Source organism: Shewanella sp. FeAMO, assembly GCF_053653955.1.
On sequence record NZ_CM132201.1, the window covers coordinates 4,785,175 to 4,808,138 of the forward strand.

General features: G+C 53.7%; 24 protein-coding genes. 6 read left to right on the top strand and 18 right to left on the bottom strand.

Annotated features, from left to right (window positions below):
* Positions 1 to 81 precede the first annotated feature (81 nt).
* Together ACWAU4_RS21435 and ACWAU4_RS21440 are read left to right on the top strand one after the other, a co-directional pair.
* Positions 82 to 741, top strand: coding sequence for a 7-cyano-7-deazaguanine/7-aminomethyl-7-deazaguanine transporter (locus ACWAU4_RS21435; protein ID WP_165565923.1), 660 nt, complete (start codon positions 82 to 84; stop codon positions 739 to 741).
* Positions 742 to 825: 84 nt separating this feature from the next.
* A complete protein-coding gene (locus ACWAU4_RS21440; RefSeq protein ID WP_308427928.1) occupies positions 826 to 1,290 on the top strand; it encodes a GNAT family N-acetyltransferase in 465 nt (154 codons plus the stop codon).
* A 156-nt stretch (positions 1,291 to 1,446) separates the two neighbouring features.
* On the opposite strand, the gene ACWAU4_RS21445 is transcribed toward ACWAU4_RS21440, so the two are convergent.
* Both ACWAU4_RS21445 and ACWAU4_RS21450 read right to left on the bottom strand, forming a co-directional pair.
* Positions 1,447 to 2,184, bottom strand: coding sequence for a TorF family putative porin (locus tag ACWAU4_RS21445; RefSeq protein WP_226565173.1), 738 nt, complete (start codon positions 2,182 to 2,184; stop codon positions 1,447 to 1,449).
* Between the two features lie 139 nt (positions 2,185 to 2,323).
* The gene (locus tag ACWAU4_RS21450) at positions 2,324 to 3,271 is read right to left on the bottom strand and encodes a LysR family transcriptional regulator (protein WP_101055890.1); all 948 of its coding nucleotides are present in this window, start codon (positions 3,269 to 3,271) and stop codon (positions 2,324 to 2,326) included.
* A gap of 469 nt (positions 3,272 to 3,740) precedes the next feature.
* Here ACWAU4_RS21450 and ACWAU4_RS21455 point away from each other — a divergent pair, with 469 nt between their 5' ends.
* The 4 genes from ACWAU4_RS21455 (at position 3,741) to ACWAU4_RS21470 (ending at position 9,553) form a co-directional block, all read left to right on the top strand.
* A complete protein-coding gene (locus ACWAU4_RS21455) occupies positions 3,741 to 4,883 on the top strand; it encodes an efflux RND transporter periplasmic adaptor subunit (RefSeq protein WP_454290380.1) in 1,143 nt (380 codons plus the stop codon).
* Positions 4,884 to 4,896: 13 nt separating this feature from the next.
* Positions 4,897 to 8,028 (top strand): efflux RND transporter permease subunit, encoded by a 3,132-nt coding sequence (locus ACWAU4_RS21460; RefSeq protein WP_454290381.1) that lies wholly within the window; start codon positions 4,897 to 4,899, stop codon positions 8,026 to 8,028.
* Positions 8,029 to 8,267: 239 nt separating this feature from the next.
* Positions 8,268 to 8,948: an acireductone synthase gene (gene mtnC, locus ACWAU4_RS21465; protein ID WP_454290382.1), complete on the top strand. Its 681-nt coding sequence runs from the start codon at positions 8,268 to 8,270 to the stop codon at positions 8,946 to 8,948.
* A gap of 173 nt (positions 8,949 to 9,121) precedes the next feature.
* The gene (locus tag ACWAU4_RS21470; RefSeq protein WP_454290383.1) at positions 9,122 to 9,553 is read left to right on the top strand and encodes an acyl-CoA thioesterase; all 432 of its coding nucleotides are present in this window, start codon (positions 9,122 to 9,124) and stop codon (positions 9,551 to 9,553) included.
* A gap of 12 nt (positions 9,554 to 9,565) precedes the next feature.
* Here the strand turns inward: ACWAU4_RS21470 and ACWAU4_RS21475 are convergent, their stop codons facing one another.
* From ACWAU4_RS21475 to flgH, 16 genes are all read right to left on the bottom strand, one after another.
* Positions 9,566 to 9,988, bottom strand: coding sequence for a hypothetical protein (locus tag ACWAU4_RS21475; RefSeq protein ID WP_123115370.1), 423 nt, complete (start codon positions 9,986 to 9,988; stop codon positions 9,566 to 9,568).
* Entirely contained in the window at positions 9,988 to 10,956 is a 969-nt protein-coding gene (locus ACWAU4_RS21480; RefSeq protein ID WP_208125287.1) for a flagellar motor protein MotB, read from the bottom strand. Before ACWAU4_RS21480 ends, ACWAU4_RS21475 begins: the two co-directional genes overlap by 1 nt.
* Positions 10,956 to 11,813: a flagellar motor stator protein MotA gene (gene motA / locus ACWAU4_RS21485; RefSeq protein ID WP_025009154.1), complete on the bottom strand. Its 858-nt coding sequence runs from the start codon at positions 11,811 to 11,813 to the stop codon at positions 10,956 to 10,958. The genes ACWAU4_RS21480 and motA overlap by 1 nt, the downstream gene beginning before the upstream one ends.
* Positions 11,814 to 11,828: 15 nt before the next feature.
* Complete coding sequence (locus tag ACWAU4_RS21490; RefSeq protein WP_044736031.1) at positions 11,829 to 12,539, bottom strand: RNA polymerase sigma factor FliA; 711 nt, start codon at positions 12,537 to 12,539, stop codon at positions 11,829 to 11,831.
* A gap of 22 nt (positions 12,540 to 12,561) precedes the next feature.
* Positions 12,562 to 12,999 (bottom strand): flagellar basal body-associated FliL family protein, encoded by a 438-nt coding sequence (locus ACWAU4_RS21495; RefSeq protein WP_037474831.1) that lies wholly within the window; start codon positions 12,997 to 12,999, stop codon positions 12,562 to 12,564.
* 21 nt (positions 13,000 to 13,020) lie between these two features.
* A complete protein-coding gene (locus tag ACWAU4_RS21500) occupies positions 13,021 to 14,253 on the bottom strand; it encodes a flagellar hook-length control protein FliK (protein ID WP_243756810.1) in 1,233 nt (410 codons plus the stop codon).
* A complete protein-coding gene (locus ACWAU4_RS21505; protein WP_045283780.1) occupies positions 14,250 to 14,591 on the bottom strand; it encodes a hypothetical protein in 342 nt (113 codons plus the stop codon). Before ACWAU4_RS21505 ends, ACWAU4_RS21500 begins: the two co-directional genes overlap by 4 nt.
* A complete protein-coding gene (gene fliS / locus ACWAU4_RS21510; protein WP_025009148.1) occupies positions 14,584 to 14,964 on the bottom strand; it encodes a flagellar export chaperone FliS in 381 nt (126 codons plus the stop codon). The genes ACWAU4_RS21505 and fliS overlap by 8 nt, the downstream gene beginning before the upstream one ends.
* A gap of 11 nt (positions 14,965 to 14,975) precedes the next feature.
* Positions 14,976 to 16,313, bottom strand: a complete 1,338-nt coding sequence (gene fliD / locus ACWAU4_RS21515) for a flagellar filament capping protein FliD (protein WP_129980275.1) — start codon at positions 16,311 to 16,313, stop codon at positions 14,976 to 14,978.
* Between the two features lie 244 nt (positions 16,314 to 16,557).
* A complete protein-coding gene (locus ACWAU4_RS21520) occupies positions 16,558 to 17,340 on the bottom strand; it encodes a flagellin N-terminal helical domain-containing protein (RefSeq protein ID WP_028780425.1) in 783 nt (260 codons plus the stop codon).
* 102 nt (positions 17,341 to 17,442) lie between these two features.
* Positions 17,443 to 18,423, bottom strand: coding sequence for a hypothetical protein (locus ACWAU4_RS21525; RefSeq protein WP_208125288.1), 981 nt, complete (start codon positions 18,421 to 18,423; stop codon positions 17,443 to 17,445).
* A gap of 49 nt (positions 18,424 to 18,472) precedes the next feature.
* A complete protein-coding gene (gene flgL / locus ACWAU4_RS21530; protein WP_167715513.1) occupies positions 18,473 to 19,390 on the bottom strand; it encodes a flagellar hook-associated protein FlgL in 918 nt (305 codons plus the stop codon).
* Positions 19,391 to 19,400: 10 nt separating this feature from the next.
* On the bottom strand, positions 19,401 to 20,771 hold the full coding sequence (gene flgK, locus ACWAU4_RS21535; RefSeq protein ID WP_096142182.1) for a flagellar hook-associated protein FlgK: 1,371 nt from the start codon (positions 20,769 to 20,771) through the stop codon (positions 19,401 to 19,403).
* Complete coding sequence (locus ACWAU4_RS21540; RefSeq protein ID WP_025009142.1) at positions 20,768 to 21,166, bottom strand: rod-binding protein; 399 nt, start codon at positions 21,164 to 21,166, stop codon at positions 20,768 to 20,770. Before ACWAU4_RS21540 ends, flgK begins: the two co-directional genes overlap by 4 nt.
* A complete protein-coding gene (locus ACWAU4_RS21545; RefSeq protein ID WP_025009141.1) occupies positions 21,166 to 22,287 on the bottom strand; it encodes a flagellar basal body P-ring protein FlgI in 1,122 nt (373 codons plus the stop codon). The genes ACWAU4_RS21540 and ACWAU4_RS21545 overlap by 1 nt, the downstream gene beginning before the upstream one ends.
* A gap of 11 nt (positions 22,288 to 22,298) precedes the next feature.
* A complete protein-coding gene (gene flgH / locus ACWAU4_RS21550; RefSeq protein ID WP_025009140.1) occupies positions 22,299 to 22,961 on the bottom strand; it encodes a flagellar basal body L-ring protein FlgH in 663 nt (220 codons plus the stop codon).
* Positions 22,962 to 22,964: the final 3 nt, after the last annotated feature.

Here is a 22,964-nt window from a genome sequence, read left to right on the forward strand (position 1 = left end):
GGCACTATAATGTGCGCCCTTTCGGTCGAACCGAAGATGCGGGTTCCCTCACCCCGCCCAGCCAACTAAAAAGGTCACAATATGTTAATGTTAACCGGCGCGCAGCTCAAACGCGCACTGATCCTCTTGGTCAGTTTTCACATCCTTATTATCAGTGCCAGTAACTATCTGGTGCAGCTCCCGTTTCAGCTATTCGGCTTCCACACAACCTGGGGCGCCTTCAGCTTTCCTTTTGTCTATCTGGCAACCGATCTGACGGTACGGATATTCGGCCAAGCTACCGCCCGGCAGATCATCTTCAAGGCCATGCTACCGGCCTTGCTAATCTCCTATGCCATGGGCGTACTGTTTCATCAGGGTAACTTTCAGGGGCTGAGTGCCCTGTCGGACTTCAATACCTTTGTATTCCGTATCGCTTTTGCCAGTTTTGCCGCCTATCTGGTGGGCCAGTTGATGGATATCGCAGTGTTTGCCAGAATTCGCCGCCAGTGTGCCTGGTGGGTCGCTCCGGCGGCCTCTACCCTGGTGGGCAACCTGGTGGATACTCTGGTGTTCTTCAGTATCGCCTTCTTCGCCTCCAGTGACCCCTTTATGGCCGCCAACTGGCCGGAAATTGCCGCAGTGGATTACAGCTTCAAGCTGTTGGTTAGTCTGGGGCTGTTCCTGCCGGCTTATGGTGTGCTGCTGCGGGTACTACAGGACAAGATCTTGCAGACAGAAAACCAGCAGCAATTCTCCTGATGCATTCAACTGGCCAGACCTGTTATAATTTTGGCCAGTTTTTATCCCGCAATCTGTGACATTTTGCGGCCCGTTGAGAGAATAATGATGTACTCCATTGAAATCAAAGCTATTACTGAAATAGATCAGCAACAGATCGATGAGATCATGGCCTTGAGTGCTCAGATCCCCGAGTTTGATTCCGGCTACCAACAGCAAGAGTTCGAACGTCGACTGACAGGCAATGCCTGTTTATTGTTGTTGGCCTTTGTGGAAGGTGAATTGGCGGGATTCAAGCTGGGTTATGCTCTGGACGAGCATTGTTTTTACAGTTGGTTAGGCGGTGTATTACCCGATTATCGCAGTCTGGGGCTGGCGCGCAGTATGCTGGAAGCACAGGAGCGTTGGGCCACTCAAGCCGGTTACAAACAGATCCAAGTTAAGACCCGCAACCAGTTCCGCTCTATGTTGAATATGCTGATCAGCCATAAGTATCAGGTGGTGGATTTCCGCGCCGAGCCTGGGCATATTGCCGACAACCGCCTCTATCTTGAAAAGAGCATGTACTAAGGAAGTCTTGCAAAGGACTAGGGGTATTTGCTGCGAACCACGCCTTACATCCAGGCCTGTTAGCCGACGCAGAGCACAGATAGGACTTGTTCGCACCTTACCTAAAAAAAGAGTACGCCAAATGGCGTACTCACAAAGACTGCAGGGAAGCAGTTCTTAAAACGCTTTGCTGATTCCTATCACCAACCTGTCATCGAAGATCTCTGTCTGGGTACCATAGACCTTGTGATCTGCTTCAACCGTACTGCCGTGGTAGCGCAGATCCAGGTTGAAACCATAAAATTCTTTGCTTACCCCCAGGTTCCAGTGTCCCCATCCTTCGGCACCATTACCGTTCAAGTCCTGATAACCGACAGAGCCAGAAACCTTGATACCATTCTCGAAAACATAGCTGGGGTGCAAGGCATAGTTGACCCCGTGCCAACCATCGACACCGAACCAGTCATCCACAGTTGGCGTCACTTCCAGTTGCAGATTGGCCCGACCGAAAGACTTGCCGAGTTTAAGCCACAGCTCTGTGTAGTTAGAGTAAGACGCGCCGGGATAGAGATATGAGAACAGCATGACATCATAGGTGAAACCTGAATCACCCAACTCACCGCTCTTGCCGATGAAAGGCGCTGTGACTATCTCAAGATTGGGGTCGGCAAACTTGATGTTGGAGGCAAATACCCCGGCATACCAACCGGCGTCATGGTTCCAGCTGAATGTTCCCTGGACTACGGGCACATCACCATCCAGGGTTTCCGATTCGCCGCGGAACACATAGTCAGAGGCATAGGTTAGATTGCCGGCAAAACTACCACCGGCGAAACGGGGAGCTTCGTCAGCCAGAGTCATGGAACTGCTGCACAGCAGCAAACCTGATAAAAACAGCTTATGAGTTGGGTTCATCTTTATCCACCAGAGCTTGAGAATTGTTAGCCCGGATAGTAAGAAGAAGTTATGAACAGGGTTATCTAGGTGAATGAACCGTGAAGGAATGAATGTGAACAATTATGAATGACTGCGGCAGCGCCGCAGTCATAGCGGCTTATTCGAAACCCTCGGGATGCTTCACATACTCGGGGATCTCCAGCAGCATGTTACCCCAGTAACCGAACAAGGCCTGATAGATAAAATCAATAAAGATTATGTATTTACGAGGCAAATAGGCCCGTTTTGGATAAGACAGCAACAGGGTGTTATGTTCCATAGGAAAGTCTTCCAGCACGGCCACCAACTCCCCTTTTTGTAAGGCTTCATCGGCGATCATCGGCGGCAGACAAGTGATCCCCAAACCGGCAATGGCCGCTTCCCGGGCCAAGGTAATATTATTGACCTTGAGTTGAACCTCAGGAGTGATCACCTGCCATTCATTGCCATCAAAAATCTTCCAGCAACCGTCATTGATAAGCTGGATCCCCCCCTGCTCTATGCCCTTGTGATGCCAAAGATCATCCGGGGTCTGCGGAGTGCCGTGGCGTTTAAGATACTCAGGGCTGGCCATCAGGGTGGTGCTGGTCTTCACCAGTTGATAATGCTGCAGGCGTGAATCTTCGATGCCGCACAGATGGAACAGTATATCTATCCCTTCTTCAACCATATCCACCTTGCGATTAGTCAATTCAGCTTCTATGGTAATATCCGGGTAAGCCTCAAGAAAACGGGCAAATACCGGGCCGAGAAATAGCTGTCCCATCTCGATAGGGCAGACTACCCTCAGATTGCCCTTAACCCGCTGCTGGTTGGCACTGAGCTGGGCTTCGGCATTTTCCAGATCCACCAGAATCTTGGTGATCTTGTTGTAATATTCGGCACCGGCCTCGGTTAGCCTCAATGCCCTAGTGGTTCTGAACAATAGTTGAACACCGGTCGCCTTTTCCAGTTCGGCGACTTTGCGACTAACTGTAGTCTTGGTTAGCCCCAACGCCTTGGCGGCGCCGGTAAAGCTACCTTGTTCAACAACTTGAGCAAATATTTGTACCCTGTTTAGATCCATTTATTGTTGCACCTGTGGGACAGTGGGTTTATTTCTATATGACTAATCAAATTATAGTGACAGTAGTAGAATACTCGCCTCGCGGTGGAGGATCCAGCATGGTGCAGAGAAATTTCTGCGGTTTAGCCATGGGTCACTCAACCTTAAAACGCTTGCTGTTGTTGGGAAAGAACTCTCTGCCTCCAGGGCAAAAACAGAATCTTTTCCAAACGGGCAGAAACGGGATTTGGATACATAAGTTGTTGAATTCATAAATCTCACAACTAAATGTAAATAAATGGCAATAGTGTCGTTTATTGATTAAAAAATTTTCATTCATTTACACTTTTCGCTTATCCTGTAGCTTGTTGATACAGAATGCTTGTGCGATAAATATGGGTTCGAAAATTTTGCTGGCGAACTGCGCCAGGAAGCCTGTCGTACAAGACACTTTCCCTTCCCGGCAAGCAGATACTGATTAGGAGTTATCATGCGGCATGTACTAAAAGTTGCCTCAGTTGTAAGTATGGCGTTATGGATGACGGCCTGTGGGTCGGAAGCTGAACAAGCCAAAAGCAATCAGGCGGCCCCCGCTATGGAAGTCAGTGTCCTGGAAGTCAAGTCGGCTCCGCAGGCACTGCAAGTGCAACTGCCTGGGCGCAGCATAGCTTTCCTTGAAGCCGAAGTTCGGCCTCAGGTTAATGGCATCATTCTGAAACGTAGCTTCACCGAGGGCGGTGATGTGAAACAGGGTGAGTCACTGTATCAAATTGACCCTTCCACCTATAAGGCCTCTCTACAGAGCGCCAAGGCGGATCTGGCCCGCGCCGAAGCGGCTCTGGCTTCTGCCAAGGCAACTCAGGCCCGGTATCAGGAACTGGTCAAAACCAAGTACATAAGTAAAGAAGAGTACGACAAGGCAGATGCTTCCTATAAAGAAGCGCTGGCAGCAGTGGAAGTGGCCAAGGCGGCCATCAATACTGCAACCATTAACGTCAACTATACCGAAGTACAGGCACCTATCTCCGGTCGTATCGGTAAGTCCAGCGTTACTGCCGGTGCTCTGGTGACTGCTAACCAGGCTCAACCTCTGGCGACTATCCAGCAACTGGATCCCATCAATGTGGATATAGTGCAGTCCAGTACCCAGATGCTACGTCTCAAGAGCATGTTGAAAGCCGGTAAACTACAGGCTTCCGATGACGCCGAAGTGACTCTGCTGCTGGAAGATGGCTCGACTTATGATCATAAGGGTCGCTTACAGTTTGCCGAAGTCAGTGTCGATCAGAGCACAGGTTCTGTGACGCTGAGAGCCGAGTTCCCTAACCCGGACCATACGCTGCTGCCTGGTATGTATGTGCGCGCCATTCTCAACACAGGTGTCGATCCTCAAGCGATTCTGGTACCACAAAAAGCCATCACCCGTAGTCCCAAGGGTGAAGCTGTGGCCATGTTGGTGAATGGCGAAAACAAGGTTGAAGCAAGGGTGATCAAGACTGCCGATGTCATCAATCACCAGTGGCGGGTAACAGAAGGACTCAAGCCAGGTGACAAACTGATTGTCGAAGGGCTGCAAAAAATCCGTCCCGGCATGGCTGTGACGGCCAAACCCATGACAGCAAACCAGCAATAACAGGGCGGAAGTTATGGCACGTTTCTTTATCGATCGCCCCATCTTCGCATGGGTGATCGCGATTATTATCATGCTGGCAGGTGTCTTGGCCATTAAGGCCCTGCCGGTTTCCCAGTACCCGGATATTGCGCCACCAACCATTGTGGTTGCGGCCAACTATCCAGGTGCGTCGGCCAAAACTGTTGAAGATTCTGTGACCCAGGTGATTGAGCAGCGCATGACAGGTCTCGACCACCTGCGCTATATCAAGTCCACCAGTGACAGCTTCGGTAACGCCGAAATCACTCTGACCTTTAACGCCGAGGCGGATCCCGACATCGCCCAGGTTCAGGTACAGAACAAGCTGCAGGCCGCCATGGCTTTGCTGCCTCAGGAAGTAACGGCTCAAGGTGTAAGGGTTAACAAATCCAGCTCCGGCATCCTGATGGTAGTCGCCTTTATTTCAGATGACGGCTCCATGACCAAGGCCGACCTGGCCGACTACGTGGGTTCCAACGTTCAGGATCCCATGAGTCGTGTACCCGGTGTAGGTGAAACCATCCTGTTCGGTGCCCAGTACTCAATGCGTATCTGGGTCGACCCACTGAAGCTGACCAACTACAACCTAACCACTCTGGATGTAATCGCTGCGATTAAAGAACAGAACGCTCAGGTTTCTGCCGGTCAGTTGGGTGGTGCCCCTGCGGTCCAAGGCCAGGAGTTGAATGCGACTATCTCGGCTCAGAGCCGTCTGCAAACGCCTGAGGAATTCCGCAACATTATCCTCAAGTCGAACCCCTCGGGTGCCAATGTCTATCTGAGTGATGTCGCCAAGGTTGAACTGGGCTCTGAGAGTTATTCCATCGAATCACTCTACAATGGACGCCCTGCCACAGGTCTGAGGATCATGCTGGCCACTGGTGCCAACGCACTGGATACCGCCGAAGCCGTGCGCGCCAAGGTAGAAGAGATGCGTCCCTTCTTCCCGGCCAGCATGCAGGTGGTGTATCCCTATGACACAACCCCCTTCGTAAAGAACTCCATCGAAGGTGTGGTTCGTACTCTGCTGGAAGCCGTGGTACTGGTGTTCGTCATCATGTATCTGTTCCTGCAAAACTTCCGTGCCACCTTGATCCCAACGATTGCGGTGCCGGTAGTATTGCTGGGTACCTTCGCCATCCTGTCCTTCACCGGATTTTCGATTAACACCCTAACCATGTTCGCCATGGTACTGGCCATCGGCCTCTTGGTGGATGACGCCATCGTGGTGGTGGAAAACGTTGAGCGGGTGATGTCCGAAGAGGGGCTCAGCCCCAAGGAAGCGACCAAGAAATCCATGGGCCAGATCACCGGTGCACTGGTAGGTATCGGTCTGACACTGTCAGCAGTGTTTGTACCTATGGCCTTCATGTCCGGCTCTACCGGGGTTATTTACCGTCAGTTCTCCATCACTATCGTATCGGCGATGGCCTTGTCAGTATTGGTGGCAATCATACTGACTCCGGCACTTTGTGCCACTATGCTTAAGCCACTGAAGAAGGGGCATACCCATGCCGAAACCGGCTTCTTCGGCTGGTTTAACCGCAACTTCGAGCGCATGACGGGTAAGTACGAAGGTACTGTTGCCGGCATCATCAAACGTTCGGTACGTATGAGTGCCATCTATCTGGCGCTGGTTGTGGCCGTAGGCTGGATCTTTATCCGCATGCCAACCGCCTTCTTGCCGGACGAAGATCAGGGCATGCTGTTTACCCAGGCGATTCTGCCAACCAACGCCACTCAAGAAAGTACCATGAAGGTACTGGAAAAGGTCTCGGATCAATTCCTGGCAGACGAAAACGTCAAATCGGTTATGAGTGTGGCGGGCTTCAGTTTCGCCGGTCAGGGGCAGAACATGGGTATCGCCTTCGTCAGGCTGAAAGACTGGTCTGAACGTACAGCTCCAGGCAGTGATGTTCAGGCGGTTGCCGGCCGCGCCATGGCGGTGTTCAGCCAGATGAAAGAAGCCTTTGTGTTTGCCTTCGTACCACCTGCGGTAATTGAGCTGGGTACGGCCAACGGTTTTGACCTCTTCCTGCAGGATAAGAATGGTCAAGGACACGAAAAGCTGGTTCAGGCCCGTAACCAACTGCTGGGCATGGCGGCTCAAAATCCCAACCTGGTGGGTGTACGCCCCAATGGTCAGGAAGATGCGCCCATGTATCAGCTGCATATAGATCATGCCAAGCTGCGGGCACTGAGTGTCAACATAGGTGATGTCAACAACGTGCTTTCTGCCGCTTGGGGTGGCTCCTATGTCAACGACTTCATCGACCGTGGTCGGGTGAAGAAGGTTTATGTTCAGGCCGATGCCAAATACCGGATGCAACCTGAAGATCTGGATTCCTGGTATGTGCGTAACACCCAGGGAGACATGGTGCCCTTCTCAGCCTTTGCCACCGGCAGCTGGGAGTATGGTTCACCGCGTCTGGAACGCTTCAACGGTCTACCGGCGATGAACATCCAGGGGGCAACAGTTCCGGGCTTCAGTACCGGTGAAGCGATGAACATCATGGAAGACATGGTTAACCAGCTGCCACCAGGCTTTGGTATCGAATGGAACGGCCTCTCCTACGAGGAACGTCTGTCAGGCAACCAGGCGCCTGCACTCTACGCGCTGTCTATCCTGGTGGTATTCCTGGTATTGGCGGCTCTGTATGAAAGCTGGTCTGTGCCTTTCGCGGTAATTCTGGTGGTGCCTCTGGGTATTATCGGTGCCCTGATCGCCATGAATGGCCGCGGCCTGCCAAACGACGTGTTCTTCCAGGTGGGTCTGTTGACTACTGTGGGCCTGGCGACCAAGAACGCCATTCTGATCGTGGAATTCGCCAAGGAATACTATGAGCAGGGCTCCAAACTTGTCGACGCCACCCTGCACGCAGTACGGGTACGTTTGCGGCCAATTCTAATGACCTCGCTGGCATTCGGTCTCGGGGTTGTACCTCTGGCCGTCAGTACAGGTGTGGGTTCAGGCAGTCAGAATGCCATAGGTACCGGGGTACTGGGTGGTATGATCAGCTCAACCTTCCTGGGTATCTTCTTTATCCCACTCTTCTTCGTGGTGGTAGAGCGCATGTTCAGTAAGCGTGAGCGTGAAGAGCGCAAACTGCGAAAACAGGCCAAATAATTCGCCTGTCGCCTCAAAGCCCGGCTGATATGCCGGGCTTTTTGTTGCCTGTTGCAAACCACTTCTATATGGAGCTTCAAAGACTTAACACCTGTTAGGTTCGCATCCGGCCTTAGGACTTGTCATTCCGCCCAAAATGTAAAATTGGTGGGCAACAAAGGGTTAAAGAAGCTGGTCAAGCGCGCCAATAAAGCTTAGGATCTGCACAGAAAACAGCACTTTTTGGAGTAATTCACCTTATGGGTATCAGAGCCATAGTCGTCGACACCGCCGGCACTACGACAGATCTTAACTTTATTCAGGATGTGCTTTTCCCCTATTCGGCCAAGGCATTGCCGGAATTTTTGGAACGCTATCAAGATAATATCCTGGTAGAAAACTGTATCAGCGACACCAAAGAGATGGCGCTGGAGCCGGATGCCGATCTGCCGCGGGTAATAGAAATACTCCAGCAGTGGGTTGCCGAAGACCGCAAGGCCACGCCGCTGAAAACGCTGCAGGGCCTGATCTGGAAACAGGGCTATGCCAAGAACGAGTTCACCGGTCATATCTATCCTGACTTCATTGAAGCCATCAAGGAATACAAGGCTCAGGGACTCAGAGTATACAGCTTCTCTTCCGGCTCAGTGGAAGCCCAGAAGTTACTGTTCAGCCACAGTGACGGCGGCGATCTGACCGAGCTGTTCAACGGTCATTTTGATACCCGCACCGGCGGCAAGCTGGATAAGCAAGCCTACTGCAACATCATTAACACCATAAGTTTGAGCCCCAAGCAGATACTGTTTGTCTCCGACATGGTGGACGAACTCAAGGCCGCTGCCGCTGCCGGGCTGATCACCTGCCAAATGGTACGAGAGGCCGGACAACGCACAGGTGATTTCCGGCAGGTGAAGAGTTTCGCCGAGCTGAAGATTGACTGATAACAAGCAGAGTTAGCCGCTAAATCAAGGGGAGCCAATGGCTCCCCTTATTGTTTACAGCACCTATTTCTTATCCCGGAAAATCAACGCCTGTACGGAATGTTGTTCCCCTCTTGAGACAGAGAGCCGCTGTTGTTATCCTGAGCCAACAAAAATAAAACGGTCGTTTAAATATGGAAGATTTTACTCAGCGTTACCCACAACACTCACAAATCCCGGTGGCCTGGGGCGAAATGGATGCCCTGCAACACGTCAACAATGTGGTCTATTTCCGCTATTTTGAGAGCGCCAGAATCGACTTCTTCAATCGCCATTTTCCCTTGGGTGAGATGTACAAACAGGGGATGGGGCCGGTGATTAGCGAAAACCAAGCCAGGTACAAACGTCCAGTCACCTACCCGGATACCCTGTTGATAGGCATCAGAATAAGCGACATAGGTGAAGACAGGTTTACCATGCATTACGAGGCGTACAGTAAGGCGCAGCGAGCCATTACCACTACAGGCAGCTCTGTCGCCGTGATGTACGATTTCAAGAAAGGCACCAAGGCCAAACTACCGCAGGAACTGCTGACCATTCTCAGGCAACACAGCCAGGAAGCTTAAGCCAGGGCTAAGTCAGGGCTCGAGAACAGGCTGGCGCCGGCCCTGTCGCAGTTTGCGCCTGTGCTGCTGTACCAAGCGCAGTGCCCGGTACAGATCTTCTGTCGACAGCTCCAGGTAACGGCCGCCGTAAAACCACAGTGGACCGTACAACTGTCGGCCATGGGTTATGCTGATGGGTAACACTAGGTCATCGTTCAGCAGCAATTTCAGTTTCATGCCCTGATGCAAACGGCAGGCGGAGATCAAACCAACCCCGCCGCGGCTGATATCTTTGATATTTCCAAGCCCCAGCTTGCCGGGGCGCCACCAGTGCCAGTGTCCCAGTTGCACCGTCATGCCATCACAGTCGAGCAGGAAGTCGGCGTCATTACCCAGCCTCAGGCTGATACGCAAATGCTCACGTCGCTGCGCCTCGTCACTGCTATTGTCCGTCATCACTGGTACCTGTCCCTTGGCTGATTAAAGCGGGCCGCCTCATTGGCCTCAAAGAGTGCCTTTCCGCCTGCCAGGCTCTGGATCTGCTCGGAAGCTTCCTTGGTGAGGATCAGTATCTCCACTCTGCGATTGGCCGGGTTAAAGGGCTCATTATCGATAAAGGGTACCCGGTCGGCCATGCCGTTAACCTGAAGAATCTGCCCCTGACGCACGCCACCAAACTCTATGGTTTGTCTGGCAATCAGCGCCCTTTCACTGGACAACTCCCAATTGGTATAACTGCGACCGACATAGGGCAGCGAGTCGGTATGGCCAGAGATGATCAGTTGGTTTTTCACCTGTTGTAAAACAGGCGCCAAGGCCAACAACAGATCTTCAAAATAGGGCCGCATCTGCGCCTGGCCCACTTTGAACATAGATTGTTCATTGTTGTCGTGAATGCGAATCCTTATTCCCTGAGGCACGGCGTCCAACTGTACGTTTTTACCCATATCCGCCTGGTCGACGACCCGCTGGATCTGCCGCGCCAACACTTCCAGTTGCACCTGAGTGGCAAACTCGCCTGGGATAATGGCATTCAGTTTGGGCCCCATACCGGCCTTGGGCTGCCACTTGCCTTCTGGTACATGGGTGCGCAGCGCAGGGCCACGCATCTCATCACCACTGGCCGGGGTAGGAACCACAGGTTGCTGCACACTGGGTTGCCCTTGCAGATCGATGAGCGAGGGGATGTTACGCAGATCGAAAGGGTTGATATCGCCGGAGGGATACAACTCACCATTCAAGTACTTAACCACGGTTTCCCGCTCTTTTTGATCCGCCACCTGCATGATCCACAGCACCAAAAACAACGCCATCATTGCCAGGGTAAAATCGGCAAAGGCGACCTTCCAGGCGCCACCATGGGCACCGTGTTGTTTGCCCGCCCGAGCACGACGGACAATGATAGTTTCCTGTCTTGGTGCCATTAACTTCTCTGTTCTGTCAGTATCTGTTCCAATTCCACAAAGCTGGGGCGGCTCTCGGTCTGGATCTGTTTGCGGCCGGCATCTATCGCCTGTATCGGTGGTTTGCCCTTGGCGAACGTCGTCAGCATGGCGGCAATACACTTGAGCTGGCTGATCTGCCGATCCACTTGATGCTCCAGCGCCTTTGACAATGGCTCGAGTAAGCAATAACAGGCGAAGATCCCAATAAAGGTGCCCACCAAAGCAGCCGCTACCTTGACCCCGATCAGGCTGATGGGGCCATCAATGTTGGACATGGTAATGATGATCCCCATCACAGCCGCCAGAATACCGAATCCCGGCATGGCTTCGGCGATTCGTCCCAGTGCCAGCGAGGGGCGCAGGCTGTCTTCTTCGATTCTGTGGATCTCTTCCTCGAGTATCATTTCCAGGTCGTGGGGAGAGATTTTACCTATCGACTGCAGGCGCAGGTTATCAACCAAAAACTGCAGCAACTGAGGGTGTTCAAGCACCACCGGATACATCAAAAACAACGAACTCTCGTCCGGATTTTCGATATGGGCATCCAGCACCTTCATCCCCTGGGATTGGATCTGCGCCATCAGCATGTTCATCAGGCCAAACAGCTGAGGGTAGAGTTCCGGCTCAGGAGTATCCTGTCTGGCGATCTGGCGCAACTGCTGCCACAGCTCCACCAGTACAGCGCGGGGGTTGGCAATCAGCAAAGAGCCGATGCCGGCACCTAGGATGATCAGGATTTCTGCCGGTTGCCACAAGGCCAGCAGATTGCCGCCGGCCCAGGCATAGCCGCCGAAGACACACACCAAAATCACCATTAAACCAACAAACTTACTCATTATCAGGTTTCCAAATCAGAGTTGAGCCTGCCGATAAATCGCCTGTAACTGGCGCACGGCAACCTTGTGTAATTGACATATCCGGGTTTCGGTTAACCCCAGGGTGGCTGCAATCTCTCTGAGATTGAGTTCATGCTGATAATAAAGCGACAGAATTACCTGTTCTCTGTTGCTCAGTTGCTTGATTGCCGCAATTAACAGCTGATTGCGTTCAAAATCGACAATTTCCTTGTCCTGACCGCCCAGTGACAACCCCTCTCCCAGCATCTCATCCAAACTGGTCATGGATTCTGCCAGGGTTGCATGCAGGTAATCCCGGTACTCTTCCTGGGTCAGGCCCATTCTTGCAGTGACTTCACTGTCTTTCGGGTAACGGCCCAACTCCCGGGTCAACTGCCTGACCACATCGTTGAATGAGTGTGCCTGCTGGCGCACCGAGCGTGGCCGCCAATCCAGGCGCCGCAGTTCATCGAGAATGGCACCACGGATCCTCTGGCCGGCAAAGGAGATAAAGCCGGCATCATACTCTCCAGGATAGCGCCGGGCAGCCTCCAGCAGGGCCATCAGAGCTATCTGCTCCATGTCCTCCTGGCCGATAAGCGGGCCACAATGACTCTTGAGGGAACAAACTGTGCGTTTTACCAAGGGCAGATATTGATGTAACAACGCCTGCTCGGATTGCCGCTCATTGCCATACGCCTGATAACCCAAATCATAGGCTGTCATCTCACTGTCCAAGGTGCCTCCTTTACTGGATGACCATACGGGTGAACAGGACCTCTTCAATATCCAGAGTAAATTGATCTTTGGTCAGCACCTTGATCAGGGATTCCCTGGCCTCCAGTTGCAGCGTTTCCAGATTCTGCGGTTGATTCAGCACGTTGAAAGACTTGCTGCTGAACATTCGCATCATGGTGTTGCGAATAAGTGGATCGGCAGCCTTGATCTCCTGGGCCGCATTGTCACTACGGGACTTGAGCGCCAGCTCGAGCAACAGGTAGTGGGGATATTCATCACCCGGTACCGAAATAATCATCTTATCCAGCGGGTAAAAACTGGCCTGTGGTTGCACTTCTTCTTCCGCCGATAACCATTTCCCCAACCATGCGGGCGGCTGATGGCCGATGAAAAAACCGCCTCCAGTGGCCAGAATAAGTAACGCAACTATGAGTAAATTTCGTTTCATATCAATCTTTCATCTCTATCATCAGGCCAGTAGGTTCAGTTGCCTATCGCGTCTGCGCTCGGCTTCTGTGTCACCTTTGGTTTCGTCCACCCGGGATGAAGCGATCGCGCCGGCATACCCTTCTCTGGCATCCTGCTCAGGTTGGTGTCGCTCGCTGTCGGTGGCTACATCCAGGGAAATGTTGCCTTTGTGTTCCATGGCCAGTTCACTGCGCAGGCGTTCCAGGCCGCTGAGCAGAGCATCGCGCACATGGTTGTTGGCCGCATGCATCTGAATATGCAGCCGGTCACCGTCGAGGCGAATGTTCAGTTCTATCCTTCCAAGCTCGGGCGGGGTTAATTGCAGCTCGGCAGTTTGAATACGTTGATCTATCTGAAAACGCAGTTGATCTCTGAGTGGCAGCAACAGCTCTCTGGCATGCTGCACCTGGGTTCCCTGAGCACTCAGAGGCAAGGGGCCCCACTGGCTCACGCCCGGGCGCTCGCTTGTCAATGCGGCAACCTCCGGCTGCAGACCAAGCTCAGCCACAGGCTTGCTGGAAGGATCTGCATGCCAGGCCGCCAGCTGCGCCGCGGCATTGACCGTTAGCTGTTGCGACGGCATGGCGGTCTGCGCCATGGTGCCAACGGGCAGAAAAGGCGTGCCTTTGGCCTCAGTTGCCGCACTCGAAACTTGAGTAGCCGCTTGAGGGAAGGCGGCGGCCAATTGCAGGCTTTGTCCCCGCATATCACCCGCACCTCTGCCCTCACCATTGAACGGGTTCGCTGCCACAGGTTGGCTGATGCCTGCCAGTGACAGATTGGTTTGCTGCGTGCCCACAATGCCCTGCGCCGTGATGCCGGCCAAAGGTGGCACTGTATTTTCATCATGACCTTGGCCCTGCAATTGCGCCAGGGGTGCTCCTGGCGGAGTGGTCACTTGGATTGCAGTTGGCTGCATCAAAGGCGGCAAGAGTTCTTGCACCACCACAGTATTGGCCGGCATCTCGCCTGCCGACTCTGTCCCTGATTCCCTATCCTCTACTGTGCCGCTTTGCCCTTGAGTAGTCTTTACCTGAGAGCCCTTCTCTTGAGCACCCTGCGCTTTGGCATTCATGCCGGAAGCTGTGGAGTTGGCCGGCTGAGTCGCGGCCTGAGAAAGAGACTGTTCTTCCTGCCGATAAGAGTCCTTTCTGCCACTGTTGTCCGGGTGAGCGGACAAGGGCACTTTTTTCGCCGGCGTTTCAGCCAGCGCCGGGATCAGCGCAATACTCAATACAGGTCTCCTTTACTCATGTTTCCCTCTTGAAACTCGGGTTGGCTGAGTTGGGTCAGTTGATAGGCGGACATGCCCTCTTGTTGTGCCAGCAGTTGCTGCATCTGCCGCTGTAGCGATTCACTCTTGGTTTGCAGCTGTTGCATCACTTGCGAGTGACAAAGCTCCAACTGTTTGCGCGCCTGTAACTCAGCCTGAGAACGGGGCTTTCCCTGCTGCCTGAGCAACTGGATCATCTGCCGGTTGACCCGGCATACTCCCTGCCAGTCTTCGGCCGCTGCCTGCTGTTGCAGGCGTTGTCCCAAGGCTTGCCAGCGGGCTATCACAGACTCACTCAAGTTGGGCCCAACCTTCCCTAATCTGTTGAATAACCTGCACCACAGGCTGCAGTGCCTCTGGGTTATTTTCGACACTGGCGCTAACCAGTTGACGGCTGCAATAGTCATAGAGACGGTTGAGGTTGGTTGCTACTTCGCCGCCGTTTTCAATGTCCAACAACACATCAAGCCCATGGATCACATTCAAACACTTGTTGATACTCTGGCCCTTGGCCTCAAACGCCTTGCGTTCCATATGCCCCGAGGCTCTGGCCAGTTCATCCAGCAAACCATCCAGCAACATACGCACCATCTCATGGGGATTGGCCGCCGCGGCCCGGGCATCCAAGCTGGCCTGACGGTAGCCGCTGAAAGGATCCTGCTCATAAAACATCGAATAATTCCTCAGTAAAACAATCCACTGGCGCTGTTCAACTCATTGATGGTGGTTTCCATCGCGGTGAACTGCTTCAGATAGATCTGATAACGCTGTTCCATCATGCGGTTATGGCGTTCCATATTGTCTTCGACCCGGTCCAACTGGCGTTTCAGGTTGTTCTTCTTCATATCCATATAGCCATCGAAACGGGTATAAGGTTTAGTGATCTCCTGAACCTTATCGACCATGCCGCCCTTGGCTCCGAAGAGATCACTGATCGCCTGCGGTTGGGTCTTCAGGGCGTTTTCCAGCTTTTTCTCATCCAGCTTTAGCTCACCATTACGGGTCAGTTCGATACCGGCGTCGGCCAGAGTCAAACCATTGGGAGCAGCCTGGAAACTCAGCTCACGCAGCCTTTGTTGCAGGGTTCTCAGGCTGGTATCACCCTTGAGGATCCCCAGCTGACTCTCATCTATCTTGCTGCTCTTGCTATCCTTGTCGTCCTTGTCTTTCGAGTCATCCAGAGCATCAACCCCCAGGCCTCGAGTCAATTGACTTATCTGCCGCAGCAGTTCATTGACTGTATCCACATAGGCTTTAACTGCCTCTTTGCCGGCCTCTTGATCCGCCTTGATACTGATATTGCTGCTGTCACCGGCTTCATGAACCTTACGCAGTTCGATATCCACCCCGTCCACAACCTGAGTCAGCATGTTGCTGGCCGAGGTGATACTCATGCCATTGAGCGTAGCCTTGGCATCCTGAGCGGCCTGAGTCTCGACCATGCCCCAGTCAGCACCATCCAGACTGATACTAATACTGTTGGCCTTGCCGGTTTCCTTCGAGGTCAGCATCAGCTGCACCTGGCCGCCGGTGCGTACCAGGCTAGCCTGCACGCCCGGGTTATTGGGATGCTGGTTGATCATATCCCGCAGCTCACTGACAGAAACGCTGCCACCGCTGTTAACCATGGCCAGATCCACACTCATGCTCTTGCCACCCATGCTGATCTGAATAACCCCAGATGCCGGCAGAGTGGCATCTTCCGATGCAAAGGGCTTGACCAGTTGGTGTGCCTGAGCCAACTGCTCTACCGACAGCTGAAAATTCCCCTGCGGCGCCTTGGCCGAGCTGCTGACAGAGATGTTTTCATCTGTGACCTCGGCGATATTGCCCTTGAAGGCATCGGTTCCCAGGGTTGTCAGTTTGCTGTTAAGACGATCGAGCCCCTTATCCAGCAAGGTGTAGGCATCCAACTGTTTCTGGTAGCCCGTCTTGCTGCTTTGATAGAGATTGTCTTTACCGGCCCTCTCGGCACTGATCAGCTGCTGCGCGAATTGGGCACCACTCATTCCGGAAATCATTTTCAACTCCTCATAGACACAGACTCGTGTCCTTGGAATATTCGGGGATAGCAAGAGGTATGCCATTCAAACGGCAAAGCTAACCCTTTGTAAAATTTGAAAGTTATTTAAGAGTGACTACTGTAGCTTGGTACAGTCTCTTCCTCGGAAGGCCTCAAACAGGAATCAGCTCTTCCGCCGTTTCTTTGTCGAGCTTAAAAAAAAGCGCCATCTTGACTGACGGCGCTTGGAACAAAATGTTTGCTTAGCCCAGCAGACCCATAACCAGACCAGTGTTCTGGTTGGCACGGGACAGTACGTTGGTACCGGCTTGAACCAGCAGTTGGTTCTTGGTCATGGCAGCTGATTCGTTGGCGAAGTCAGCGTCCATGATGCGACCGGCAGCAGCCTTGGTGTTTTCGGTCACGTTGGCCAGGTTAGAGGCAGTGTGGCCCAGACGGTTGATATTGGCACCCAGAGTAGAACGGTTGGTACCGATTTCATTGATGTAAGTGTTGATGGTATCCAGATCGGCAATATCCAGAGCTGTTTCATCAGGTTGAGCACCCAGAGTCACTGTCATGGTTTCAGCCTTGCTGGCACCAATCTGCATGGCAACACCTGTACCCAGTTTGGTGAAAAGTTTTTCACCGGCATATTCAGTGTTGGTCTTGATACGGGTAGCTTCTGCTGTCAGTGCATCAAATTCAGATTTCAGAGCAGCTTTGTCATCGGCAGAGTTCACACCGTTGGCGTGTTGGGTTGCCAGCTCTTTCATACGGTTGGCGATAGAGCTCAGTTCACTCAGGGCACCGTCGGCTGTTTGCAGCATAGAGACACCGTCAGAGATGTTACGGCTGGCAGTGCTCATACCAACAACGTTGGCGTTCAGACGGTTGGCAATTTGCAGGCCAGCGGCGTCATCATCGGCACCATTGATGCGCATACCAGTAGACAGGCGCTCCATGGCGGTAGACAGCAGGCTGTTGTTTTTGTTTACGGAGTTCTGGGCAACCAGAGAGGCATAGTTAGTATGTACAGACAACATGGTTTGTTTCTCCCGAAGAGTGTATTTGTGTCATTAACAACAAAGCGACCCGAAAAAACCAAACTGAAAGCCTGATTGAAAAAAAACTTTAAAAAGACCAAATTATTTGAGCAGATCCTCGGCGTGACCTCGGCCGATGTTGGCCTGAGCCAGCAACGCCTCCAGTTGCGAGCCGAAGCAAGCATCCACAGGTGGCAGAGAAATTTCCCCTAGTTGCTGCGATAAATTGCTGGTGACTTGCTGTTTCTGTACCTGCCAATCCTGACGCCAGTGTTCTATCCGCCGCGCAGTACGCTCCAGCTTGGCCCGGGTCTGACGCAACATCTCCGGGCTGTCGAAACGCCATTCTCTGGGATCGCGCCAGTCCAGCAGTTCTTCCAGCCTGATATTGTGCATCTCACCGGCCGGCAGGCGCATACCTTGGCCACTGAGACTGAGATTACCCTGCAGCTGTTGCCACAGTTGGTCATCGCATTCAAACACAGCCTGTTGGTTTTCGACATTGAGTGAGATACCCAAAGGCGCCAGCTGCTCGTTGATTAACTGTGCCAAACGGCTCGGGTCGGTATTGGCCGGCAGTTGCAACGACAGGCTCTGTGGCCCATCGGCACCCGGCAGCAGCAGTTGCAGGCTTTCTTCCCTGTGTTTGGGCTCCAGCAGGGAAACCGCCTTAAGTCGAAAGCGCCGCCGCAAGGCTCTGCGTCTGGGATAGATGATGTTGAACATGGGATCCCACAAGGGGTACTGCAGATAACTGGGCTGCAACTGCTGCAACTGCTTTTGCAGCGACAACAGTCGCTCAAACTGCTCGGCAGAAGGCTTGATAAGCAGCAAGGGCCGCATCCTCTCAAGAACCCGCAGCACCTCTTCAAAACCTGCATCCACCAGCTGCATGGCACTGATGTTATGTTGCAGCCGGGTGGCCCGCTCCCAGCGCTCGAACGCCACTTGCCGATAAGGCAGCAGCTCGCGCCAACTCTCCTGAGTGCTGTTGACCACTGTCATATCGAGCAGGGGGGCACTCTGGCTGATGGGTCTTATCTGCCCGGCCAGTTGCAGGGCATCGGTAACCGAATGGATCATGGCACCCTATGACAGTCTTGGAACAAGTTAGGCGTCTCCCCAATCCTGATTAAAGCTGGTTGAACAGCGTCAGTTGGCTGATTTTGACAAAACTCTGCTGCGACACCCGCAAGGCCGTCAGCTTCATCTGAAACTCTGAGGTTGCCGCCGGATAGTCCAGCGCCTCGGTTTCGCCTATCACTTCCTTGGTGAACAGTGCCATCTCCTGATGACTGCTCTTGCCAAGACTCAAGCGGTTCTGTTTGCCACCTATGTCTGTAATCGCCGCGCCTATACTGGAGAGAGTCTCATCCAGAGACTGCATCATGGCGCCTGCCACGGCCTCAAAATCGGCATCACCGGGAGCCTTGGCCGGATCCCGCAGCACTTCGACATACTCGGCGGCTTGATTGAGCAGATCCTGGCTACCGTTACCGAACCAGAACTCCTGCGCCGTGACGTTGGCATCGACCCAGGAGTCGGCAGCTATCTGCACCTGACGATGCTGGGCATCCCCTTGAAACTGATAGCGACCACTGCTGTCCTGTGCTACCGCCGGAGTACGGCTAAGGTTGCCGGAAAACAGATAGTTGCCGTCGGCATCCCTGGCGTTGAGGATATCGACACAGGTGTCCATCAGGGCCGATAGTTCATCGGCATAACCCTGTTGGTCGGCGGCCGACAGTTGACCACTGTTGGCGGAAATGACAATTTCCCGCATCCGGCTCTGCGCCTGCACCAGGCTATCGAGATAAGTTTCCACCCGCCCGAGACTGGTCGACAGGCTGTCGATATTGCTTATGTACTGTGAAGTCTTGGCCAGGTCCCGCTCGCAGTTGAGCACTTTTACCTTGCCTATGGGGTCATCGGAAGGACGCAGCAAGGCCTTGCCACTGGACAGCTGTTGATCCAGTTGCCCCAGTTGACTCAGTGTCTGTTGCATTGAGTGCAAGTTGGCACTGTACATATTAAACATGGCTACCCGCATTCAGGACTCCTTAAATACTGTCCAGCAGGGACTGGAACAGCCTATCGGCCGTGGCTATCACCCTGGCATTGGCCTGGTATGACTGTTGATAAACGATCAGGTTGACCCCTTCCTCGTCCAAATTGATGCCACTGGTGCTGGCCCATTGGCTCTGTGCTTCTTTCTGTAGTGCCAGCGCTGTCTTGCTCTCTTGCTGCGCTTGCCGGGAAATACTGCCCAGCTCACCCACCTTACTGGCATAGGCATTGCCCAGGGTGGCTCGACTGCCCATGGAGGCGAAGTCCAGCTCCTGATTGGCCAAGGCCACAAAGGCCTTGAGATTGCTATTATCCCCCGGAGTGCCATCCAGGCCGAACGCCAGATCGCCGGAGTTCAGGCCCTGATTGAGCCGCAGACTGCCCGCCGGGTTGGAAGCATCCAAGTGCCAAATGGCTTGAGTCGCCTTATTGCCAGCCAGATCTGTGCCTTTAGCCTGAATGTCATTCATCTGTTGTGCCAACTGGGTTGCCAGTTCATCCAGGAAAGCCCGACTCTGTTTCAGGTTGGTATCCCGGTAGTTGAGCAGAGCCCCCAGCTGACCACCCGTCTCCTGTAACTTAAACTGAGACTGGCCAAAACTGAGCTCTAAATTGATTTGCTTGGGATTTGCCGGATCTGTCACGCCCTTGAGTGTTGCCGGAACAATACCACTCAGCAGCGGCTGCCCCTGAGAGAGCGAGATATTGGCCAGGCCCTTGTCATCCATCACTACCCGGATATCCATGAGTGAAGATAATTCAGCTATTGCGGCATCCCGGTTATCCAATAGCGAGGCCGAAGGCACCTTGGCAGCCCCGTCGGCGGCGATATCTTCATTCAAGCGAGCTATCTTCTCCAGCAGAGTATTGATCTCTTTGATGCTGGCCTGGGTCTGGCCGACGATTTGTTGCTCTTGACTGTCCAGCCCTGAGGCTATCGAGTTGAAACGCTGCGCCACGCCGTTGGCTTCATTGAGCACCGCCTGTCTGAGCGCCGGGTCATTGGGCTTTTCCATGGCCGCATTCATGGCGGCAAACAGATGATCCAAGCCGGTAGAAAGGTTGTTGCTGTCGGCGGCCATCAGCTGTTCCAGCTGGCCGGCATAGCTCTGTTTAACACCGGCGAAGCCCACATCACTGCCGGTACGCCACAGTTGCATCACCTGATACTGATCCGAAATCCGCCGCACCCCATCAACACTGACGCCATTACCGGCGCCATAGGCGCCGCCACCGACTGAGCTGAGCAACACCTGCTGGCGGGAATAGCCAGGCACCATAGCGTTGCTGGTGTTGTTGGACATGACTTGTAAGGCCGCCATGCTGGCATTCAGCCCGGACATGGCGTTATTGAGCAGATTCATTCAGTCTCCTTGTGAACTGGCGGAACCAGGAGTGCAGGTTGCATTGCCATGGTCGTCTTCTCAGAAGAAGCGACCGGTTCGGCACTAAACTGAAGTTTTGCCCCTAATTGTCGACTCATAACATCCGCAAGCCCGGTCGATTGCATCTGCGACAACCTCAGTGCCAGTTCGGAATCATACCAATCCCGATACAGGCCATCGTTGCTGGATGACAGCAGATTCTCTTCATCGGCAATGGCATCGCTGGCGGTACGCATCTGTTTCAGCACAGTCTGCAAAAACATGGCTTCAAACTGCTGGCTGACCTGTTTCAGGGCGCCCTTTTCGCCATGCGCCTTAATCAGCTCGCCCGAATCGAGCCGCCCCAGCAGCCCCGGAGTTTGGGTTACTTTCATCAGATCACCACCAGATCAGCTTCCAGGGCACCGGCTTCTTCCAGTGCCTGCAAGATAGCCATCAGATCCATGGGAGAGGCTCCCATGCTGTTGACGGCACGTACGATATCATTCAAAGAGCTACCCTCTGGCCAGACAAACATACGTCCGTCTTCCTGTTGAATATCCACATCCGAGTCATTGGTCACCACGGTTTGACCGGCGGCATCGCCAAAAATCCCCGGATTGGGCTGGCTCACCTGCTGCTTCTCTGTAATGGTCACTGTCAGGTTGCCGTGGCTGACGGCGGCCTTGCGCACCACCACATCACCGCCCATCACCACAGTCCCTGTGCGGGCGTTGAACACCACCTTGGGAGGAATGCGGCCGGGCTCGACCATGATGTCTTCCAGCATAGACATAAACATTACCCGCTCCCGCTCGGATTGCGGCGCCCTGACGCTCACCCGTGCATGGCTCTCGGCCTTGGCGACATCCGGGCCAAACACGGCGTTGATCGCCTTCTCAATATTGCGGGCACTGCGAAAGCCAGCCTGCTTGAGGTTGAGTATCACCTGCGGATTACTGGCAAAAGAGCTGGGAATGACAGCCTCGAGCAAGGCGCCCCCAGGAATACTGCCGACGGTAGGCACATTGATGGTCATGGAGGTGCCGTTGCGGCCCTGGGCCGACACGCCGCCCACTACCAGATTCCCTTGGGCGACGGCATAGATTTCACCGTCGACCGCCCGCAAAGGCGTCATCAACAGAGTGCCGCCCCTGAGGCTCTTGGCATCCCCTATGGAGGAGACGGTCACATCCAGAGTCTGCCCCGGACTTGCCAGCGCCGCCACATTGGCAACCACGGCCACGGCGGCAACGTTTTTCAGCTTGGGATCCATGCTGCCATCAATCTGCACCCCAAACTGTTTCAGCATGTTCACCACCGACTGGCCGGTAAACTTCACCTGGTTCTTGTCACCTGTCCCATCGAGCCCCACCACCAGGCCATAGCCCACCAGTTGGTTTTCGCGAATACCCTGCACATCTACCATATCCAGCAGATGGCGACTCTTCTCGGCCAACACCTGGCCCGGCATGGTAAGCCCCAGCAACAGCAGAGCTAAAAGCAGTCTTGTCATCTTCATTCCTGTTACATAGGGAACCAGGGGCTGTTGAAGTAGCGAGCCGCCCAGCCCATGGCATTACTGTCGGCAATGGCGCCCTGGCCACCATAGATAATGCGGGCATCGGCAATCCGCTGCGATGAGATGGTGTTCTGGTTGTCTATGTCGTCGGAGCGGATAAGCCCGATAAGACGCAGATACTCATCCCCCTGACTGAGGCGAAGCCATTTCTCACCGCGGATCAGCAGCACGCCGTTGGGCATCACCTTGGCCACTGTCACAGTAATGGCGCCGGAAAGCTGGTTCTGCTGAGTCGTGGCGCCGCTGCCATTGAAGCCACGACCAAACTTGCCCTCACCATTGGCGCTGAAACTACTGTCATCCACCCCGCCCTGAACGCCAAAGTTCAGATCCTGAGACTTATTGGTCTGGGTATTGGCCTTCTTGCTGGAGTAGGTCTTCTCATCCAGGGAGACTGTGAGTATGTCTCCCTCGCGAAAGGCCCGCTTATCCTTGAACAGGGTCAGCATAAAACCGGGGCGATACAGGCTGCCGTCTTTGGCTTCCGGCAAGGAGTAGTCCACCTCAGGCGGCGCCCATTCTTTGTTGCCCGGCTGCTGTTCTGCGTCGGGGAAGTGGGAGATACAGCCGCTGAGCGACAGCATCAGCAGCGCCAACAAGAGTCTCATGAT

Bases quoted from the DNA above. Each gene is read 5' to 3' on its own strand.
- ACWAU4_RS21435 (WP_165565923.1), top strand. From the start codon at position 82: ATGTTAATGTTAACCGGCGCGCAGCTCAAACGCGCACTGATCCTCTTG.
- ACWAU4_RS21440 (WP_308427928.1), top strand. From the start codon at position 826: ATGATGTACTCCATTGAAATCAAAGCTATTACTGAAATAGATCAGCAA.
- ACWAU4_RS21445 (WP_226565173.1), bottom strand. From the start codon at position 2,184: ATGAACCCAACTCATAAGCTGTTTTTATCAGGTTTGCTGCTGTGCAGC.
- ACWAU4_RS21450 (WP_101055890.1), bottom strand. From the start codon at position 3,271: ATGGATCTAAACAGGGTACAAATATTTGCTCAAGTTGTTGAACAAGGT.
- ACWAU4_RS21455 (WP_454290380.1), top strand. From the start codon at position 3,741: ATGCGGCATGTACTAAAAGTTGCCTCAGTTGTAAGTATGGCGTTATGG.
- ACWAU4_RS21460 (WP_454290381.1), top strand. From the start codon at position 4,897: ATGGCACGTTTCTTTATCGATCGCCCCATCTTCGCATGGGTGATCGCG.
- mtnC (WP_454290382.1), top strand. From the start codon at position 8,268: ATGGGTATCAGAGCCATAGTCGTCGACACCGCCGGCACTACGACAGAT.
- ACWAU4_RS21470 (WP_454290383.1), top strand. From the start codon at position 9,122: ATGGAAGATTTTACTCAGCGTTACCCACAACACTCACAAATCCCGGTG.
- ACWAU4_RS21475 (WP_123115370.1), bottom strand. From the start codon at position 9,988: ATGACGGACAATAGCAGTGACGAGGCGCAGCGACGTGAGCATTTGCGT.
- ACWAU4_RS21480 (WP_208125287.1), bottom strand. From the start codon at position 10,956: ATGGCACCAAGACAGGAAACTATCATTGTCCGTCGTGCTCGGGCGGGC.
- motA (WP_025009154.1), bottom strand. From the start codon at position 11,813: ATGAGTAAGTTTGTTGGTTTAATGGTGATTTTGGTGTGTGTCTTCGGC.
- ACWAU4_RS21490 (WP_044736031.1), bottom strand. From the start codon at position 12,539: ATGACAGCCTATGATTTGGGTTATCAGGCGTATGGCAATGAGCGGCAA.
- ACWAU4_RS21495 (WP_037474831.1), bottom strand. From the start codon at position 12,999: ATGAAACGAAATTTACTCATAGTTGCGTTACTTATTCTGGCCACTGGA.
- fliS (WP_025009148.1), bottom strand. From the start codon at position 14,964: ATGTTTTATGAGCAGGATCCTTTCAGCGGCTACCGTCAGGCCAGCTTG.
- fliD (WP_129980275.1), bottom strand. From the start codon at position 16,313: ATGATTTCCGGAATGAGTGGTGCCCAATTCGCGCAGCAGCTGATCAGT.
- ACWAU4_RS21520 (WP_028780425.1), bottom strand. From the start codon at position 17,340: ATGTTGTCTGTACATACTAACTATGCCTCTCTGGTTGCCCAGAACTCC.
- ACWAU4_RS21525 (WP_208125288.1), bottom strand. From the start codon at position 18,423: ATGATCCATTCGGTTACCGATGCCCTGCAACTGGCCGGGCAGATAAGA.
- flgL (WP_167715513.1), bottom strand. From the start codon at position 19,390: ATGCGGGTAGCCATGTTTAATATGTACAGTGCCAACTTGCACTCAATG.
- flgK (WP_096142182.1), bottom strand. From the start codon at position 20,771: ATGAATCTGCTCAATAACGCCATGTCCGGGCTGAATGCCAGCATGGCG.
- ACWAU4_RS21540 (WP_025009142.1), bottom strand. From the start codon at position 21,166: ATGAAAGTAACCCAAACTCCGGGGCTGCTGGGGCGGCTCGATTCGGGC.
- ACWAU4_RS21545 (WP_025009141.1), bottom strand. From the start codon at position 22,287: ATGACAAGACTGCTTTTAGCTCTGCTGTTGCTGGGGCTTACCATGCCG.
- flgH (WP_025009140.1), bottom strand. From the start codon at position 22,961: ATGAGACTCTTGTTGGCGCTGCTGATGCTGTCGCTCAGCGGCTGTATC.